Source organism: Mesobacillus jeotgali, assembly GCF_002874535.1.
Classification (GTDB): Bacteria; Bacillota; Bacilli; order Bacillales; family Cytobacillaceae; genus Mesobacillus; species Mesobacillus jeotgali.
The window spans coordinates 2,805,625-2,822,796 of the sequence record NZ_CP025025.1; the positions used below are offsets into that span (position 1 = coordinate 2,805,625).

Consider the following 17,172-nt stretch of genomic DNA (forward strand, 5'->3'; position numbering starts at 1 on the left):
TATGTGCCCTTTTACGGGGTGCCCGCATGGATTGGACTTATAGAATTTTATGTGCCCTTTTTGGTGGACTCCACCACGATTTGGCCTAATAAAACGCCCGAAGCATAATGCTTCGGGCGTTTATATTATTATTTAGTTTTGCTTAACCCCATCATTGTTTCCAAGTCTTCTTGCGCCGTTGTGATCAACTTCAGATTGAATGTATCTTGAAGTACTTCCATCACACCATCAGAAATGAATTCTGGCGGCTTAGGCCCAATGCGGATATCCTGGATTCCAAGACTGAACAATCCAAGCAGGATTGCTACAGCTTTTTGCTCGAACCAAGAAAGAACGATACTGACAGGCAGCTCATTAACATCACAATCAAACGCATCTGCTAATGCCTTCGCGATTTTTACAGTGGATACAGAGTTATTGCACTGTCCAAGATCCAAATATCTTGGGATGTCCGTTCCAGGTACCACACCATAATCCACATCATTGAAACGGAATTTTCCGCATGAAGTTGTCAGGATAACAGCTTCTGGAGGAAGCGATGTTGCAAGCTCCCGGTAGTATTCTCCGCCTTTACCAGGTGCGTCGCAGCCAGCAATAACGAAGAAACGCTTGATTTTACCAGATTTTACCGCATCGATAACCTCTGGCGCCAGGCCGATCACTGTTTCATGGTGGAATCCTGTCACTAATGTTTCTTCAGATTCCATATTTGCTTCAGGAAGCTCCAGAGCTTTTTCAATTAGCATTGAGAAATCATCATTTTCTATTTTTCTTACATTCTCAAGACCTGTAACCTCATAAGTAAACATACGGTCTGCATATGAACCTTTGATTGGCATTACACAGTTTGTCGTAGCCAGGATTGCTCCTGGGAACTTTTCAAACAAGCGGCGCTGGTCGAACCAGGCTTTTCCGATATTCCCCTTTAGGTGCGGGTATTTTTTCAATGCCGGATAGCCATGCGCAGGAAGCATCTCTGAGTGAGTGTAGATGTTGATGCCTTTTCCTTCTGTTTGTTTAAGCAATTCTTCAAGCGCGAATAGGTTATGACCTGTTACGACGATGCATTTTCCTTCAATCTTATTTTGGCTCACTTTTACCGGCTGAGGGATTCCAAGGCGGCTCGTATGTGCTTCATCCAGAAGCTCCATCACGCGAACTGCTGATTGCCCGACCTTCATAGCCATATCAATATGTTCTTGAACATTAAAGTTTGAGTTAGTTAATGTCATATATAATGCTTCGTGGGTTGTTGCGTCAACAAATGAATCAGTAAAACCAAGCTGGTTGGCATGTGTTCTATATGCTGCAATCCCCTTTAAAGCAAAAATCATTGTGTCTTGTAGACTTGCGATTGTTTCATCTTTTCCGCATACACCAACAACTTTGCATCCTCCTGTTGGCGTTTGTTCACACTGGTAACAAAACATATGTGTATTCCCCTCTTCTGCGTTATTTACTGTTTCAGCATACCGAGGATGAAATTCTGGTTATGTGACCTAAATCACACCAAAGGCATTTTTCACAAAGTGTTCAAAAAGGTAAGGCGAAGTAATGAAGTGTCACCAAGGTAAAAATATCTCAATCTTGAACAGGGACATTCTTCTCAACATAACCTATTATAAGAATTTCTTCAGAGGAGGATGTGCATCGATGGCAACCAACCATCCTGACCGCCCAAAAAGACATGAAGCCCTTGAACAATGGTTTAAATCCATGAACCAGCTAATGCAGGAAAAGCCAGTAAAAGGCATACTGCAAAGCATTGATGATTTTTTCAGACAGCCGTTTCCACATTCACACTTCAATGTTGGGCTGCATGAAACAGAAAAGGAATATATTGTGACGGCAGAATTGCCCGGGGTTAAAAAGGACCAGATTTCCATAAATATTATTAATAACTCCCTGACAATACTGGTCAATCAGACTGACGTCACTTCGGAAGTCGATGATATCGCCAAGACGGAGAAGCACATGGCTTCTACACGACGATTGAGCAGGACGATTCCATTTTCTGTTCCAGTCAATGAAAGAAAGACCCGCGCTTCCTATCGCAATGGCCTGCTTGAAGTCAAAATCGCAAAAAAACAAGGCAAGAAGATTGACATTTTAAATGATCAAGATTGATGTTAAATCTCATGTTAATGAACTAAATAAACAAGCAGGCTGCAAAATTGCCTGCTTGTTTTGTTTATCCTTTTGGACTCTATTTTAATTAGACCTTAAACATCCCGCCAAGACCTTTGACGAGTGAAGACACCTGGGTCACGGCATTCATCATTTGTCCTGCAGTATCTACCATTTTGTTGACATCGAAATTGCCATCCTGGCTTTTGAAAGAGTTCATTATGGACTGCAGGCCAGAGGGCTGCTTAGGCATGAACGCATATTGTGGATATGGGTTGAAGTTCTGATAATCCGCTTGTGGGTTATAGTAGCCGTAGATAGGGTCACCCTCAGGCTCAAGAGGGTTTTGGAAAAGCATCTTAGAATAGTCATTTTTGCTTCCAGCCATCGGATTAGGCTGATTCCAATAAGGATTTCCTTGTTGCATATATGGATTTATCGGGTTGCCCTGCTGCAAATATGGATTCACCGGGTTTTCCTGCTGCATATACTGGTTTTGCCAGTTTCCTGGATTCGCATTCAAATATGGACCGTTATACTGTTGAGGGAGCGGTTGCTGCCGGTTCAAACCTTGGTTATTCCCATATAAAAAATTCGGATCGTGATTATATTGATATTCCCACCATTGTGGATGATTGGTATTGGTCTTATTCCTGCGGCCAAACATGGCGAACATCCTCCTCCAAGTTTTCATTACGATATTATATGTTATTGCCGCCCAGTTGGTGATAAGGATGGAAGGTGCTTCCGTTTTTGTCTAACGATGAAATATGTTGTCGGAAGTCTCAATTTTTGAAAAATAGATGACAATTCCAATTTCATGATACGATTATTTCAAATGATGGAGGAGGATGAAAAATGAACGTTCACGAACTAAAAAATCTATTTGCTGAGACAAAAGAATACACTCCGGAACATGTAAATGAATTGCTTGATTTTACTAAAAAGTCGTACATTCAGAATGAAATAACGATTATAGAATACCGGAACCTGGTTCGTGAGCTGGAATTGCAAGGAGCTTTCATTCCCGAGGATCAGAAAGAAATATCCATATAAAAAGATTGATGCACCAGAGCTGTGAACTGCTCTGGTGCATCTTTATTTTCACTGCCTTGTTTTCTCGATGGCAATGATCATGCTATTCAGTATGAATTCAACTGACTGAATTTGATCAAGGAATCTTTTTTTGCTTGTTTCAGGAAAAAAAGCCTGGACAGAGATGACTTCCAAATAGTCCGCCGCTGTTTCAATTTGATTAGCATGAAGATTTCTTGGTCTATTATTCCTAACCCATTGGCCTGCTGATTCCCTCCACTCATCCGCTGCCAATTTCACATCATCAGCAAATGGCTTAACTTCTGAATGAAAATCACCCCTTACTCCCTCTTCCTTTGAAAGTTGAAATCGTTTATGAGCCGTTTGCACATCAACCAGCAGTTTTTTGGATAATGCAAGGATGTTATTTTCCATTTCCACTTTAATCACACTTTCTTTAAATCTATTTATTTTTCGTTCTTGGTTATTATCTTTCTTAATGACCTTATACAAAAAAGCAGCCTTCTGTTAAGAAAGCTACTTAAAGATGAATCCATTCTAATATAAATTAAAAACTCAATTCAAGTTTTAGAGAGGATTGCTCAGATTTTGCTTGTGGTTCAGATTTTATCAACTTAGGCAGCTTGCCTTCCACTCTATCTAAAAAAATGCCGGTTTCTCTTAACTTAGATGAATGTGTCAGGCACATCGTTTCCCGGATTCCCATTAAAGATTCATGCAGGTTGATTTCGGTCTCTTCAAGGCTATGGGCCATATCAGTCAACATCCCTAAAATCTCTTCTTTTTCTATTCCTGTTCTCATCGGTCAATCTCTCCCAACTATAAATATTTTAAGGTCTGGCAGTATGCACCCTGCTGAACGACAACGAATCCTCTATATGGAAATATAGGAACTTAACTTGTAAATTCTACTTCTTGCTGCAACCTCCTTCACCTTTGACAAAACTAGAAGGAATTCGCCAAACAAAGTGCTTTTCAGCATCCATCTTTACAGCCTTCGACATCCAATTCCCGAATGAAAAAACAGCAAATGAACAAACTAATCTCGGGAGGTGTTCACATGAATAAAAAACAACAGAAAACCGCGCAGCAGCCCAATAAAATGGCTGAGAAGAAAACAGGATATGGCGACAAAAAGCTGGAAGGGCCAAACCGCCCAGCAGAATGAACAAACAAAAAGCAAGGAGCTCCCTTGCTTTTTTGTTTGGATCAATCTGAAGTAAATAAATCCTTCACCGATATCATGGCATGTAACTGTTTTTGCTTTTTTTTATACCACTTTGTCAAGTGAACAGGATGTCTGTGGTTGAGTTCCTGGCTAAACCACTTGTTGTGAAATTTCCTCTCCTTATACCAGTCACCTTGTTGATGAAAATGATGCTGAATGATCGGATAGGTACAGCGAAGGAATGGCGTATCTCTATTTTTACCGTAAGGAAAGTACTGTTCATAATCATGTCTTGAAGCGGTATGTTCTGTTTGGACCGCGAATTCCAGAAATAATGGATAGTACCTGTGGTCGAATAAAATCGACGCTAGTCGCTTTCCTAGGTTTATTCTTTTAGAGATAGATTTAAAACCATTCACACTTGCCCCGTAGAGTTCTCCATCACAGGTTGGAAATAGAACCGTACTGAAATGCAGATAATCTTCGAAGGAAAACATCATTGTGTTAAATACTCTCTTTTTATATACCGGATGCTTTATAACAGGATTATGGATCACGTTCTGTTCATTTATGATCAAAGCAGTCATTAGTCTTTTCTTATCTCCATGCTCCCAAAATCTCTTCCACTCTTTTTCCATAAACATTGACACGTCAAAGTATCTCAGCAAGTGAAACATTGGTGTGCTTTTTTTCGTCGAATAAGAGTATAAAAGGAGCTGAGAAAAGGCATCGCGGAATATCAGCCAGTTGGCCCTTTCATATGTAAGGAATAACCGCTGGCGTATAGGATGCGCCAGCATCTTGGGGAACCAGTCTCCTTCAAGGTCGCACATATTATAGCCCCCATTCCTTGAAACCATGCTGGCCAGGAACGCCCAAATCATTTCGGGATATTCAAGATAAAAATCAAGATACGCACTAGTTCTTGAGATATTGTCCAAATTCTTGTCATGTGTTTCCAGCCTTATTTTTTGTATGATTTCGGCTTCATGGTCAGGAAGCTGATGAAATTGAGGATTTTGGGTTATTGACACACCTTTTCTCTTCCTTTTCTATAGATTCTTTATAGGGTGAATTGAAATGAGGCTTTTTATTCAACCAAAAACCGTTGATATTTGGTATGATATAGAGTAGTCTGCGAGGTGGTCAGCTTGATATTCAATTATCCAAATGGGAAGAAATATACGCCAAATACAAATAAAGAGCCTGCAAAAAAAGCCAGGATGCAAAAAAATGCAGCCTATAGTAATAGAGGAATGACATTGGAGGAGGACTTGAATGAAACAAACTCCTACTATGTTGACCGGGGCATAGCGGTCATCCATAAAAAACCGACACCTGTTCAAATCGTTAATGTGGATTATCCGCGCAGGAGTGCAGCTGTTATAAAAGAGGCATACTTTAAACAAGCTTCTACTACAGACTATAATGGAGTTTACAAGGGAAGGTACATTGATTTTGAAGCTAAAGAGACGAAGTTTTCAACATCGTTCCCATTGAAAAACTTCCATGAACATCAGATTGTCCATATGAATGCTGTCCTCGAGCAAGGAGGTATATGTTTTGTCATCCTCCGTTTCTCCTCAGAAGAAGAGATATACATGCTGGAAGCGAGTCATTTGCTGACTTTCTGGAACAGAATGAAAAATGGCGGCAGGAAGTCAATCACAAAGGAAGAAGTCATTGAATTTGGCCACCAGATACCCCTTGGCCTTCACCCAAGGATTGACTATATAAAAGTTATCGATTATCTTTATAAACTTAGTTAGTGTTTTTATTGCGAGAAAGGAATGAACTATAAATGGCACAAAAACCTCAAACTAGAGAGGAGCGCCGAAGACAACAGGCAGCCAAGACTAAGAAAACAAAAGGCAAAAAAGCGAATAAAGGAATGTTCAAGAAAATTTTCCTTACGCTAATCGCCCTTGGCATCATCGGCATGTTGACCGGAATCGCTACCTTCGCATTCATGATACAGGATACACCAAAACTTGATGAGTCCTTGCTCAAAGATCCTATATCTTCTAAGATCTATGATAAAGATAAAGAGCTCGTAACAGAAGTAGGCTCGCAGAACCGGGATTATGTATCTTATGAGGACATACCAAAACTAGTGGAAAACGCCTTTTTAGCGACAGAGGATGTTAGATTCTATAAACATAATGGTATTGACGTCATCCGTCTTGGAGGAGCCGTAATAGCAAATATAACTGACGGCTTTGGATCCGAAGGTGCTTCCACCATTACACAGCAGGTTGTCAAAAACTACTTCCTTGGCTTTGAAAAAACAGTATCAAGGAAAGCGCAAGAAGCATGGCTAGCTTACCAGCTTGAACAAAAGTATACAAAGCAGCAAATTTTTGAAATGTATGTCAATAAGATATATATGTCAGAGAATATGCACGGTGTTCTGACTGCTTCGAAGACTTATTTCGGTAAAGACTTAAGTGAGCTTGAGCTTCATGAAGCTGCCCTGCTTGCAGGAATGCCTCAGAGCCCTAATAATTACAATCCATTTACGAACCCTGAAAAAGCGGAAAAACGAAGGAACACTGTATTATATTTGATGCATCAGCATGGCTTCATCTCACAGGAAGAGAAAGAAAATGCACAAAAAGTCCCAGTTGAGTCCAGCCTTGTTAAGGAAGAAAACAGAAAGAATAAGGACGAAGAACCATTCGATGCTTTTGTTGACATGGTAATCGAGGAAGTAACAGAAAAAACCGATTTCGATATTTTTTCCGATGGACTTGAAATTTATACAACACTAGATCAAAATGCACAAAAACACGTAGAAACCATCCTTAATACAGATACTGCAGTACAATTCCCTAATGATGAAATGCAAGCTGGCATCACGCTGCTTGATACGAAAACCGGGGAAATACGTGCAATTGGCGGCGGCAGGAAGCAGCAGGTCAAGCGCGGCCTGAACTACGCAATTGATGTACAGAGACAGCCTGGGTCTACGATTAAGCCAATCCTTGACTATGGTCCTGCAATCGAGCATTTGCGCTGGGGCACATACCATATGCTTGAGGATAAGCCTATGACCTATTCAAACGGGGATCCAATCGGAAACTGGAACGATAAGTATAACGGTATCATGACAATGAGAACTGCCCTGGCAAAATCAATCAATATCCCTGCCCTGCAGGCCTTCCAGGCGGTAGGTACTGAAAAAGCCAGGGAATTTGGGGTTAAGCTTGGGTTAACACTAGATGATCCTTTTTATGAATCAGCTTCAATCGGCGCTAAAGAAATTGCTCCAATTGAAATGGCTGGTGCCTATGCGGCCTTTGGTAACAATGGTTTCTTTACAGAGCCATACTCAGTCAAAAAGGTTGTACTCCGTGATAAGACCGAAATTGATCTGACACCTGAGACTGAAGTGGTCATGAAGGATTACACTGCATTCATGATTTCCGATATGCTTAAGACGGCGATCAAGCAAGGTACAGGAGCAACTTACGCAAACATTCCAAACCTTCATGTTGCCGGAAAAACAGGAACAACGAACTACACACCGGAAGATATCAAAAAATGGGGGATTAAAAATGGCGGAGTCCCTGATTCCTGGTTTGTAGGCTATACAACAAGATATACAGCATCCGTCTGGACTGGTTATAGCGACAGAAAGACGGCACTTTACGGTAATGAACAAAAAATCTCACAGACACTCTTCAAAAATCTGATGACATATGTTTCTAAAGACGTAGATACACCTGATTTTACTGTTCCAAAGAGTGTTGAAAGAGTTAAAATCGAAAAAGGTACAATGCCGGCAAAGCTTGCAAGTGAATATACTCCAAAGGATGAAATCCTTTACGAGTGGGCTGTAAAGGGCAATGTTCCTAAGGAAACTTCCAAGAAGTTTGAAAAGCTTGAAACTCCTTCAAAACTTGAAGCAAAATACGATGAATCGAAAAATGAAATCATCCTGAGCTGGGAATTCGATCAGGAGAATAAAGAGGATATCCAATTCGAGGTTACCGCTTCCCTTGATGAAGGTCCTGAGCAACCACTGACCACTACAGCAGAGACAGGCTTAAAAATCGCCAATGCAGTTCCAGGCGGAATTTATTCATTCAAAGTTACAGCTATACGTGGTGAACAGCGATCTGATCCAGCCACTCTTAAAGTCGAAGTTCCAGAACCACTCCTGCCAGAACCAGAAGATGCCGAGAATGAAAATGAGAATGATCAAGGAAATGAAGATGACCAAGGCAATGGTAACGGAAATGGCAATGGCAATGGAAATGGCAATGGAAATGGTAATGGTAATGGTGCAGGCGATGGAAATAATGATGGTAACAACAATGGTGATGAAGATGACGATTGATCATCCTACAATAACTCAATAAAACGACAAAAAAAAACGTCCCGAGTTAATCAGGACGTTTTTTTGTTCTAAATAAAATCGTTTGTTTGGCAAACTGCTTTTCCTGCTCAGCGAACAATTCAGCAAGTTGTTTATAAGAATGAAAAAGTTTGGGTCTTGATATGATAAAATCAAGTCTTTCTTCTACATTCACCGGCTTAATCTTACAATCTTTAATCCAATATTTATCTGGACTCAAGCTATTTGAACTTACAAGAAATTGTTCAAATAATTCTAAAGCCCTCTTCATCAATGGCAGTGCCTTATCGCTATCCCTGTTCCTGAAGTGATTATCCAGTTCATTTTTGCACTGCTCCCATTCACCGAGGATCGTCGTCACTACTTGTACATTATCATGAAAGGAACTTTCTGTTCTTTCCATTACGATTTTACTCTCATTCTTTTTTTGCCCTCTCTGCATACCTCCAGTAAAGGACATGTTTCACACTTGGGATTCTGGGCTTTACAATGATATCGTCCAAAGAAAATCATCCTGTGATGTGTAATGGACCATTCTTCCTCAGGAACTTTTCTCATCAAGGTCTTCTCAACCTCAAGAACTGAATCTTTCCAGCGGCAAAAAGCCAGGCGTTTACTGACCCGTTCAACATGGGTATCAACTGCAATGGCAGGTATCCCGAAAGCGACTGAAACCACGACATTGGCTGTTTTACGACCAACGCCAGGAAGCTTTGTCAATTCATCCCTGTCCCGTGGAACCTCTCCGCCATACTCTTCAATAATCATCCTGCAAAGCTTTTGGATATTTTTCGCTTTATTGCGATATAATCCAATTGACCGGATGTCCTGCTGCAGTTCTTCTAATGTAACACTCAAAAAATCCTCAGGACTTTTGTATTTTTGGAATAAGTTTTTGGTCACCTTATTCACCAGGGCATCAGTGCACTGAGCTGATAGGGCGACTGCAATGACCAGTTCAAAAGGATTAGAGTGAACCAGCTCGCAATGAGCATTAGGAAACATCCTCCCCATTTCATCGAGGCAAAACCGGATTTGCTGTTTATTTAACATATATCTCACCACATTTCAAAATTTACGACTTTCAATGCAAATTAAAACATCAAAGCTCGAAAAGAACCTAAAAAAAGAGAGAATAGATGAATTCTCTCATTACAATTACTGTTCAAGCCAGTTATAAAACGGAACAGGATTCGCAGAAACTTTAGGTTCTTCCTTTCCTGTCTTTTGAGCACTCTGGTGCTGCCTGAATTTCCTTCCATAACTTTTAGCTTGTTCGATCGTCTTGATTCCATTCTTTTTCCATTCAAAAAGAATCCGGTCTATGTACCGAAAATTCAATTTGCCAGAAATGACAGCTTCTCTTAATGCAGCTTTAATGATGATAGGGTCATGGTGATCATCATCCATCCACATTGCCAGTGACTCACATTCAAAGGGTGATAACGGCCGGCCGAATTCCCTTTCAAACGCTGTATATAAATCCGTTTCTTCCTTCTGGTTGGTCATCTCTTTTTCCTGTTTCCGTTTGAGCATAAACTGATCAAACAGCTTTTCCCACAGCGGTTCCAGGGAATATTTTTCATATCTGATTCCGTCCGTAGAATTCCCATCACTTATCGATATAAACCCTCTTTGAATCAGTGCTCGGAGCAAATCTGTACATTCGAAAGCCGATATCGTCATGCGGGCTGCAAGTTCCGTAGGCGTAGGAAATTCATTTCCTTTTTCAGAAAAATAGAATACATGAAGTAATAACGCTAATTCTTGTTCGTTCAATCTCATTTCTTTGTACTGCGTAAGCAATACAGCAGGAATTGTAACATTCCCCTCTTTCAGCCAATCTAACATATCTGCTTTTTTCATTCCGGACACCTCTTTTCATAGTATAGCATGAACAAGGCCGGCTGGTAATAAAATAGAAAAAGATTAAAAAAGGAAATTAGTCGAAAAATAACGAAAATGTGAGCTGTTACAGACAAAATAAAACACGATTCCCTAAAATACAACAAGGCCCGCAATTAAAACGGACCTTATCCTTCTGTGTGTAATTTCTGAGTAATTTCATAGATCTCAAACTTGGAAAACGGAGAATCGGCATTGATTCTCCGTCTAATGATTTACGACTTGCTTTCAACAAATTGATGAATTCTGCTGATCGCTTCCTCTAACTGGTCAAGAGATGTAGCGTATGACAGTCGCATATAGTCTGGAGCCCCAAATCCCGAGCCAGGAACTACCGCTACATTCGCTTCTGTCAGCAATACTTCTGCAAACTCATCCACATCCTTGCAACCCGTCATAAGAGCCGCTTCTTGTGCATTTGGGAACAGGTAAAATGCTCCCTGAGGTTTAATACAGCTGATTCCCGGTACTTCATTCAGCTTGCCATGGATGATTTCAAGTCTATCCTCAAAAGCAGAACGCATTGTTTCTACCGCATCCTGGGACCCTGCGTAAGCTTCAATCGTCGCATACTGGGCAGGAGTCGTAGGGTTTGACGTGCTGTGGCTTGCCAGGTCAGTCATTGCCTTGATGATTTTACTGTTCCCTGCTGCATATCCGATTCTCCAGCCTGTCATTGAATGGGACTTGGAAACGCCGTTGATGATGATCGTCTGCTTTTTAAGCTCTTCAGAAAGTTCAGCAATTGAGATATGCTCTGCATTTCCATAAATTAATTTTTCATAAATCTCATCAGATATGATCAGGATTCCACTCCCAACACATACATCACCAAGAGCCTTCAATTCCTCTCTGGAATATACCATTCCGGTAGGATTGCTTGGGGAATTGATGATGACCGCCTTTGTCTTGTCGGTCACCTTTTCCTTTAATTGTTCAGGAGTGATTTTAAAGTTGTTCTGTTCAAGTCCTTCCACGTAGACAGGATTTCCTCCTGCAAGCTTTACCTGCTCAGGATAGCTAACCCAATAGGGAATTGGGATGATCACTTCGTCCCCTTCATCGAGAAGTACTTGGAATAAGGTGTACAAGCCATGCTTAGCTCCGCTTGTTACGATGATTTCATTCAACTGATATTCAAGACCTTGATCACTTTTTAACTTCGCTGCGATTTCCTTTTTCAACTCCGGCAGACCGCCAGATGGTGTGTACTTAGTGAAACCTTCATTCATGGACTTAGCAGCAGCATCAATAATATGCTGTGGTGTATTGAAGTCAGGTTCTCCTGCTCCTAGTCCTATCACGTCTTTCCCTTGCGCTTTCAATTCTTTTGCTTTTGCGGTAATTGCCAAAGTTGTTGAAGGAGTGAGTGCTCCCACTCTGCTGGCTAATTGGATCTCCATCCCTTTACCTCCTATTTTTGCATACGGCTATTATTTAATAATATTTTATTGTCCAACATCTCTTCTTGAATCAAAAATTTGCTAAATGGGAATCACAAATTATCAATGGCCCTCAGTTTTTCACCTGTATCAAAATCCACATAATAATAATTTATTGTGTCGTTGTTGTTTCGGTAAAATATTTCCCATGCCGGCCTGTCCGTCTTTTGGATTCTTGCCATACCGAGCCTTACTTCAATAATTTCATTCGGATTTTTTTCCTGATATAGTTTATTTAAAGCTTCTTTTTTCGTGATACCATTTTTAGCATTTCGTGTGATAACTTCACTGTTTTTTTCATTGATCCAAACATAAACATCTTCCTGTTTGGCATTTTTTCCCGTCATCACATAATAAGTCTCTTCCCCACTATACAAACTGAAGTTTGTAAAATCTGAAAGGTTAGTTTCTTCTGACGCAATTTGGACAGCCTCTTTTTCTGCTGCTTTCACTGGCTCAACCGCGTTTAAGTATACATTTATCAGAATCCCCACAATTGTAACAACAATGAGGATACTGAAAAATATCCATTTCTTCACATGTATCCCCTTCTTTATGTATGCTTAAATCATTGCTCTTACAAATATTAATCAGGACAGCAGCTCAATTAATCAAGTGCGATAAATAGTAAAAATTGCTTTTTCTTGATCATCCTGATCCAATGCAAGACCGAACATGAGGTCATCGCGCTTTAAAGTCCTGTTTAGTGCATCTACAATTTTATACAAATCAGGACTGTTCTGTACCTTTACAGTCGAAACTACTTCAATTTTGCTTTCCATGCCCGCTTCCTCTCCCTTCACACAATTTTTGTCATTTATATATGAACGTTAAGCTGGCAACAATACAATTAACACCACTCATTATAACAGGAGATGGTCCCCACTGGTAAGAGTATTACTGCTACACAGAACACTTCAAAATACTTTTCTAGTCCACACATCCAAAAATGGCTGCGCAAAAATTGCGCAGTTTTTATTTACCCTGTTTTTGTACATTTAGGCTATAACAGTATGCATCCATTCTAAATTAAAAGAACAATCACTCTTCACTCAAAATCGTGATGACATCATAGGTTGAATCGGTAAGCTTAATTGTAACAGTACCATGCTGCTTTGTGAAATAAACATCAATCCAGGCTTCATGCAGCATCTCCACTAAATCCGGATCAGGTTTAATCGAATTAGATTTGAAGATGACTGCGAGCTGAGGATCGAGATGCTCAATCAACAGATCTGAAAAAGAGCCTTTTGCAGCAAAAAACGGTAATTTGACAATATTGACATTCTTCAATGGTTCTGCAAGAAATGCTTGCTCAGAAGCATGACTAGCTGAACTAACATAAAAAATTTGATGATGAAAAAATTGAAAAGAAATATCTGTGCCCTCTTTTTCTTCACTGCCATCAAAAATGACTTCAGCAGTCAACCCTGGCATTAGCTTTAACAAATCTCCCTGCTTCCAGCTTTGGACCTTCACTTCAGTCGGGATTGAAGCTTCTGCAAGAGCCTGATTACCAGCTTTCCCTGTAAAAATTCTCCGGACATTATATTTCTGGATTATTTGATCGAGGTTGTCCTGCCTAGCATTCGCAGTCAAAATAATCGTCGATAAATCATTTACATGAAAAAGAGCAAGCAGCCGTTCAAGCTCTTTGAATGTGCCAGTGCCACCAGTATTCACTAGTATATTCTCGCCATTAGCATGCTGAATCAGTGCGGCTTCTCCATCGCTTATTGCTAAGAATGTAAAAGCCAATTCGTTTCTTTTTAGATTGACATCCACCCCTTCAACCTCTACTGGAGCAGAAGGAGATTCATACGGGAAATAATACCAATTCATAAATGCCAGGATTGCTAATAACAGCTTCATGTACACTCCTCCAATTACTTCTAGCTTTAGAGTGCGTCATTTAGCTGAAATTATAAAAGGCTTTTAAAAAAAGCAGTTCATGTTGGTCTTGCGCGCAACAAGTACTACAGCCAATCATGAATCATATCGACAATTTCTGTTATAGATCCTTTTTCCACTGGAACGTCAGGTACCGATTGTAAAAAGGCACTTCCGTATGATGTGGTAACAAGCCTTCGATCAAAGATTAGAATCAGTCCTCTATCGTTTGATGTACGGATTAGTCTTCCAAACCCTTGTTTAAATCTCAGGACGGCTTCTGGGAGGGACAATTCAGAGAAAGGGCTGCCACCGTTTTCCTTGATCAAAGCACACTTTGCAGCTGTTATTGGTTCATCTGGTGGTGTAAATGGAAGCCTCACGATTATCAAGCAGGATAGATCCTCACCCGGAATATCAACACCCTCCCAGAAACTGCTGGTCCCGAATAAAATCGCTTTATCGAACCGTTTGAAGTTCCTGGTCAGTCTTGTCCTGCTGCCTGCAGTAATCCCCTGGGCAATCAAAATAAACTCTTCAAGGAGGCCGCTCTCCTTTATTAGTTCATACGCCTTTTTCAGCATCTCATGAGATGTGAACAAAATCAGCATCCGGCCTTTAGTTGCTTCTGCAATTGAGATGATATGTTCCGTAATGGCTGCCACATAGTCATCATTAGATACAGACTTAATATCCGGCAAGTCATCAGGCACAATGAGCTTGACCTGAGACACATAGGAAAATGGAGATGGAATTTGCTTTTCCATCAGCGTATTTCGCAGTCCCAATTCCTTTTTGATAAAGGTGAAGGAATTATTAACAGAGAGGGTTGCTGATGTAACAACTACGCTTCTTTTTTTCGCAAAAAATTGTTCTGCCAAATAATCAGATACATAAACAGGACGTGAAAAAATTGTCGTTGAATTTTGCAATGCCCTCATATCTGCCTCAATCCATCGCACATAACCGCTTTCGTCCATAAAAAGGGTTCTAGCTGTAATACGGATTTTTTCTAAATCTTCTGTAACCGAAACAACCTCTTCAAGGATTGATTGCTGCACGCCTGTATAGCGATGCGGGCTTTTTCCCGCCTCATCCAGTCTTCCTTCCAGAGCGGTGATTAAATCCTTTAAGTGGAAATAAAATCTTTCTGCGGTTGTTTTCAATGCATTCCAAATCCGGTTATCCCTGTCCGACACCATGCTTGCATTCAATTTGTTTCCATAAGATTTATTCTTCAACGCTTTTCTTGCATAAGTTCCTGCAAGCTTGAAAAGTTCTTCTGTTTCATATACCAAGTCAGATATCAACTGATTGATTTCAAACGTATGAAGCCTGCTGCTTCCAAGATCTCCGTTATTATTGTTAAGCAATGTCTCCAACTTATAGAACAGCTGGTTTTGGTCATATAAACCAAGCTGATTAAGTACTAGCCTGACAGCCAGATAATCCAGTGACTTGCCAAAATACTTTCCTGCCGCCTTTTCGAATTGATGACCTTCATCAAGTACTGCATAGTCATAATCCGGCAGCGGTCCCTTTTCTGAAACAAGATCGGCAAGCAGCATTGAATGGTTAGTGATCAAAATATCCGCATTATGCGCTTTTTCGATTGCCCTTTGGTAAAAGTCATAATCCTCCCAGTGCTTCGTTTTAAGGAAAAGCGCGCGTTCATTTTTCACTTTACTCCAGAAGAGCATGCCCCCGCTAGACAAATTGAGTTCATCAAAGTCTCCAGTTTCTGTTTGCGTAAGCCAAACAAGTATCTGCATTTTAGTAAGGGCTGTATCGTAATTCTCCTCTACTTCCCTCAGAGAGTGCTCAAACCGGGCCATACTGATATAGTTGTTCCTTCCTTTAATCAACGATGCATTTATGGTTGATCCCAATACCTGCCCCAGTTTGGGAATGTCATTGAATAACAGCTGTTCCTGAAGCTGTGTTGTGTAGGTACTGATTACAACAGGATTATTACTCTCCAATGAAAAAATTGCTGCTGGTATCAAATAACCAAGGGACTTTCCTACACCCGTTCCCGCTTCAATCAAAACATGGCCATTCTTTGAGAATGCTTCACGAACGCAGTCCATCATCTCAAATTGTCCATGCCTGATCTCATAGCCAGAAAATGCCTTTTGGAGTAAAGACATTTTTTCCTCCATTGATTCTGGATACGCAATAGCACTTTGGTTATGCTTGCAGATTACCGCTCTCTTTTTCAAGGCAATCCCACGGTAAACCTCAATATGTTCAGGTAAGGTTTCCAGTCTGCTCTCCTTTAAACTCAAAACATCATCAAAAATTAAGTGAAGGTCACTCTTAAGCCCCTCTGAAAGCTTTGCCAGTTCATTGACTGTGACCATAGGCAATGCTTTTATATCCTCAAGCATTATCAGGAGCAACTCTGCCGTCACTTGTGCATCACTATCAGCCTGGTGAGGGCGGTCATGATGCAACCCCTCTCTTGCGGCCAAATCAGTCAATTTATAACTGTCAGCAGTCGGATAAAGGATTCTTGCCATTTCCACAGTATCTATAACAGGACCATAAAATCCTTCCTGACCTGAATTTAATAATTCTTCTTGTAAAAAGGAAAGATCAAATAAGACATTATGAGCCACAAAATAAGCATCTTCAAGCATATCAGAAACCTGCGGAGCGATTTCATCAAATAATGGAGCATCCTTTACCATTGAATCAGAAATTCCTGTCAACTCTTCAATGAATGCAGGAATCTCCTGCAATGGATTGACAAGCGAGGAAAACCGGCCAGTAATCTTCCCATCCTCAATGATCACTGCTCCAAATTGTATAATACGGTCACCCTTTTTAGGGGAATTGCCCGTTGTTTCTAAATCTACAACCACAAATTTTTGGCTCATTCTTCAATACACCTCTAACATTCAGTCAAACAAAAACGTATCATAAAAAATGTGAAAGTGAAAGCGGGACAGTGTCTTAACGATATTCCAACAGCATCAGTGGGACACTTTTTTCATCTAGACATACATTTCATGTGCCAATTGCCTTCAATGGAACATGATGCATCCACTTTCAAAGTCCCTATCTATCAGTGTAGTCCTATTATGACCAAAACAAATGCAATTGGATTATACTTTTCAACCTTACCAGGCAAAAAATCCGGTCATTCCGCAGTATGTAATTCTTCCTTAGATGATTTCCAATAACCCTCATCCATGCCCTTTAAGCACATGGAAAAGAGT

The 17,172-nt window shown here is 40.4% G+C and carries 17 protein-coding genes; 4 read left to right on the forward strand and 13 right to left on the reverse strand.

Annotated features, from left to right (window positions below; translation table 11 throughout):
* Positions 1–128 precede the first annotated feature (128 nt).
* Positions 129–1,430: a hydroxylamine reductase gene (gene hcp / locus CD004_RS14225; RefSeq protein ID WP_102263369.1), complete on the reverse strand. Its 1,302-nt coding sequence runs from the start codon at positions 1,428–1,430 to the stop codon at positions 129–131.
* A 223-nt stretch (positions 1,431–1,653) separates the two neighbouring features.
* Here hcp and CD004_RS14230 point away from each other — a divergent pair, with 223 nt between their 5' ends.
* Positions 1,654–2,127: an Hsp20/alpha crystallin family protein gene (locus CD004_RS14230; protein ID WP_102263370.1), complete on the forward strand. Its 474-nt coding sequence runs from the start codon at positions 1,654–1,656 to the stop codon at positions 2,125–2,127.
* Positions 2,128–2,215: 88 nt separating this feature from the next.
* Here the strand turns inward: CD004_RS14230 and CD004_RS14235 are convergent, their stop codons facing one another.
* Positions 2,216–2,794 carry a YppG family protein gene (locus CD004_RS14235; RefSeq protein WP_233434872.1) on the reverse strand — a complete coding sequence of 193 codons (579 nt, stop codon included), beginning with the start codon at positions 2,792–2,794 and terminating at the stop codon, positions 2,216–2,218.
* 191 nt (positions 2,795–2,985) lie between these two features.
* On the opposite strand from CD004_RS14235, the gene CD004_RS14240 reads away from it, so the two are divergent.
* Complete coding sequence (locus tag CD004_RS14240; protein WP_102263371.1) at positions 2,986–3,183, forward strand: YppF family protein; 198 nt, start codon at positions 2,986–2,988, stop codon at positions 3,181–3,183.
* 48 nt (positions 3,184–3,231) lie between these two features.
* Here the strand turns inward: CD004_RS14240 and CD004_RS14245 are convergent, their stop codons facing one another.
* The 3 genes from CD004_RS14245 to CD004_RS14255 all read right to left on the reverse strand — a co-directional run bounded on the left by CD004_RS14245 (position 3,232) and on the right by CD004_RS14255 (position 5,379).
* Entirely contained in the window at positions 3,232–3,675 is a 444-nt protein-coding gene (locus CD004_RS14245) for a YppE family protein (protein ID WP_102263372.1), read from the reverse strand.
* A gap of 55 nt (positions 3,676–3,730) precedes the next feature.
* On the reverse strand, positions 3,731–3,985 hold the full coding sequence (locus CD004_RS14250) for a hypothetical protein (RefSeq protein WP_102263373.1): 255 nt from the start codon (positions 3,983–3,985) through the stop codon (positions 3,731–3,733).
* Positions 3,986–4,392: 407 nt separating this feature from the next.
* Complete coding sequence (locus CD004_RS14255; protein WP_102265117.1) at positions 4,393–5,379, reverse strand: DUF2515 domain-containing protein; 987 nt, start codon at positions 5,377–5,379, stop codon at positions 4,393–4,395.
* 123 nt (positions 5,380–5,502) lie between these two features.
* Between CD004_RS14255 and recU the strand changes: the two genes are divergently transcribed.
* On the forward strand, positions 5,503–6,120 hold the full coding sequence (gene recU / locus CD004_RS14260) for a Holliday junction resolvase RecU (protein WP_102263374.1): 618 nt from the start codon (positions 5,503–5,505) through the stop codon (positions 6,118–6,120).
* A gap of 32 nt (positions 6,121–6,152) precedes the next feature.
* On the forward strand, positions 6,153–8,693 hold the full coding sequence (locus tag CD004_RS14265) for a penicillin-binding protein 1A (RefSeq protein ID WP_102263375.1): 2,541 nt from the start codon (positions 6,153–6,155) through the stop codon (positions 8,691–8,693).
* Between the two features lie 46 nt (positions 8,694–8,739).
* On the opposite strand, the gene CD004_RS14270 is transcribed toward CD004_RS14265, so the two are convergent.
* From CD004_RS14270 to dinG, 8 genes are all read right to left on the reverse strand, one after another.
* Complete coding sequence (locus CD004_RS14270) at positions 8,740–9,114, reverse strand: YpoC family protein (RefSeq protein WP_102263376.1); 375 nt, start codon at positions 9,112–9,114, stop codon at positions 8,740–8,742.
* Positions 9,114–9,764, reverse strand: coding sequence for an endonuclease III (gene nth / locus CD004_RS14275; RefSeq protein ID WP_102263377.1), 651 nt, complete (start codon positions 9,762–9,764; stop codon positions 9,114–9,116). The genes CD004_RS14270 and nth overlap by 1 nt, the downstream gene beginning before the upstream one ends.
* Positions 9,765–9,869: 105 nt before the next feature.
* A complete protein-coding gene (locus CD004_RS14280) occupies positions 9,870–10,577 on the reverse strand; it encodes a DnaD domain-containing protein (protein ID WP_102263378.1) in 708 nt (235 codons plus the stop codon).
* A 254-nt stretch (positions 10,578–10,831) separates the two neighbouring features.
* Positions 10,832–12,013, reverse strand: a complete 1,182-nt coding sequence (locus CD004_RS14285; protein ID WP_102265118.1) for a pyridoxal phosphate-dependent aminotransferase — start codon at positions 12,011–12,013, stop codon at positions 10,832–10,834.
* Between the two features lie 98 nt (positions 12,014–12,111).
* Positions 12,112–12,597 carry a cell wall elongation regulator TseB-like domain-containing protein gene (locus CD004_RS14290; protein WP_102263379.1) on the reverse strand — a complete coding sequence of 162 codons (486 nt, stop codon included), beginning with the start codon at positions 12,595–12,597 and terminating at the stop codon, positions 12,112–12,114.
* A 72-nt stretch (positions 12,598–12,669) separates the two neighbouring features.
* Positions 12,670–12,840, reverse strand: a complete 171-nt coding sequence (locus tag CD004_RS14295) for a YpmA family protein (protein ID WP_102263380.1) — start codon at positions 12,838–12,840, stop codon at positions 12,670–12,672.
* 259 nt (positions 12,841–13,099) lie between these two features.
* The gene (locus CD004_RS14300; RefSeq protein WP_102263381.1) at positions 13,100–13,930 is read right to left on the reverse strand and encodes a ComEC/Rec2 family competence protein; all 831 of its coding nucleotides are present in this window, start codon (positions 13,928–13,930) and stop codon (positions 13,100–13,102) included.
* A 104-nt stretch (positions 13,931–14,034) separates the two neighbouring features.
* The gene (dinG, locus tag CD004_RS14305; protein WP_102263382.1) at positions 14,035–16,830 is read right to left on the reverse strand and encodes an ATP-dependent DNA helicase DinG; all 2,796 of its coding nucleotides are present in this window, start codon (positions 16,828–16,830) and stop codon (positions 14,035–14,037) included.
* Between the last annotated feature and the right edge of the window lie 342 nt (positions 16,831–17,172).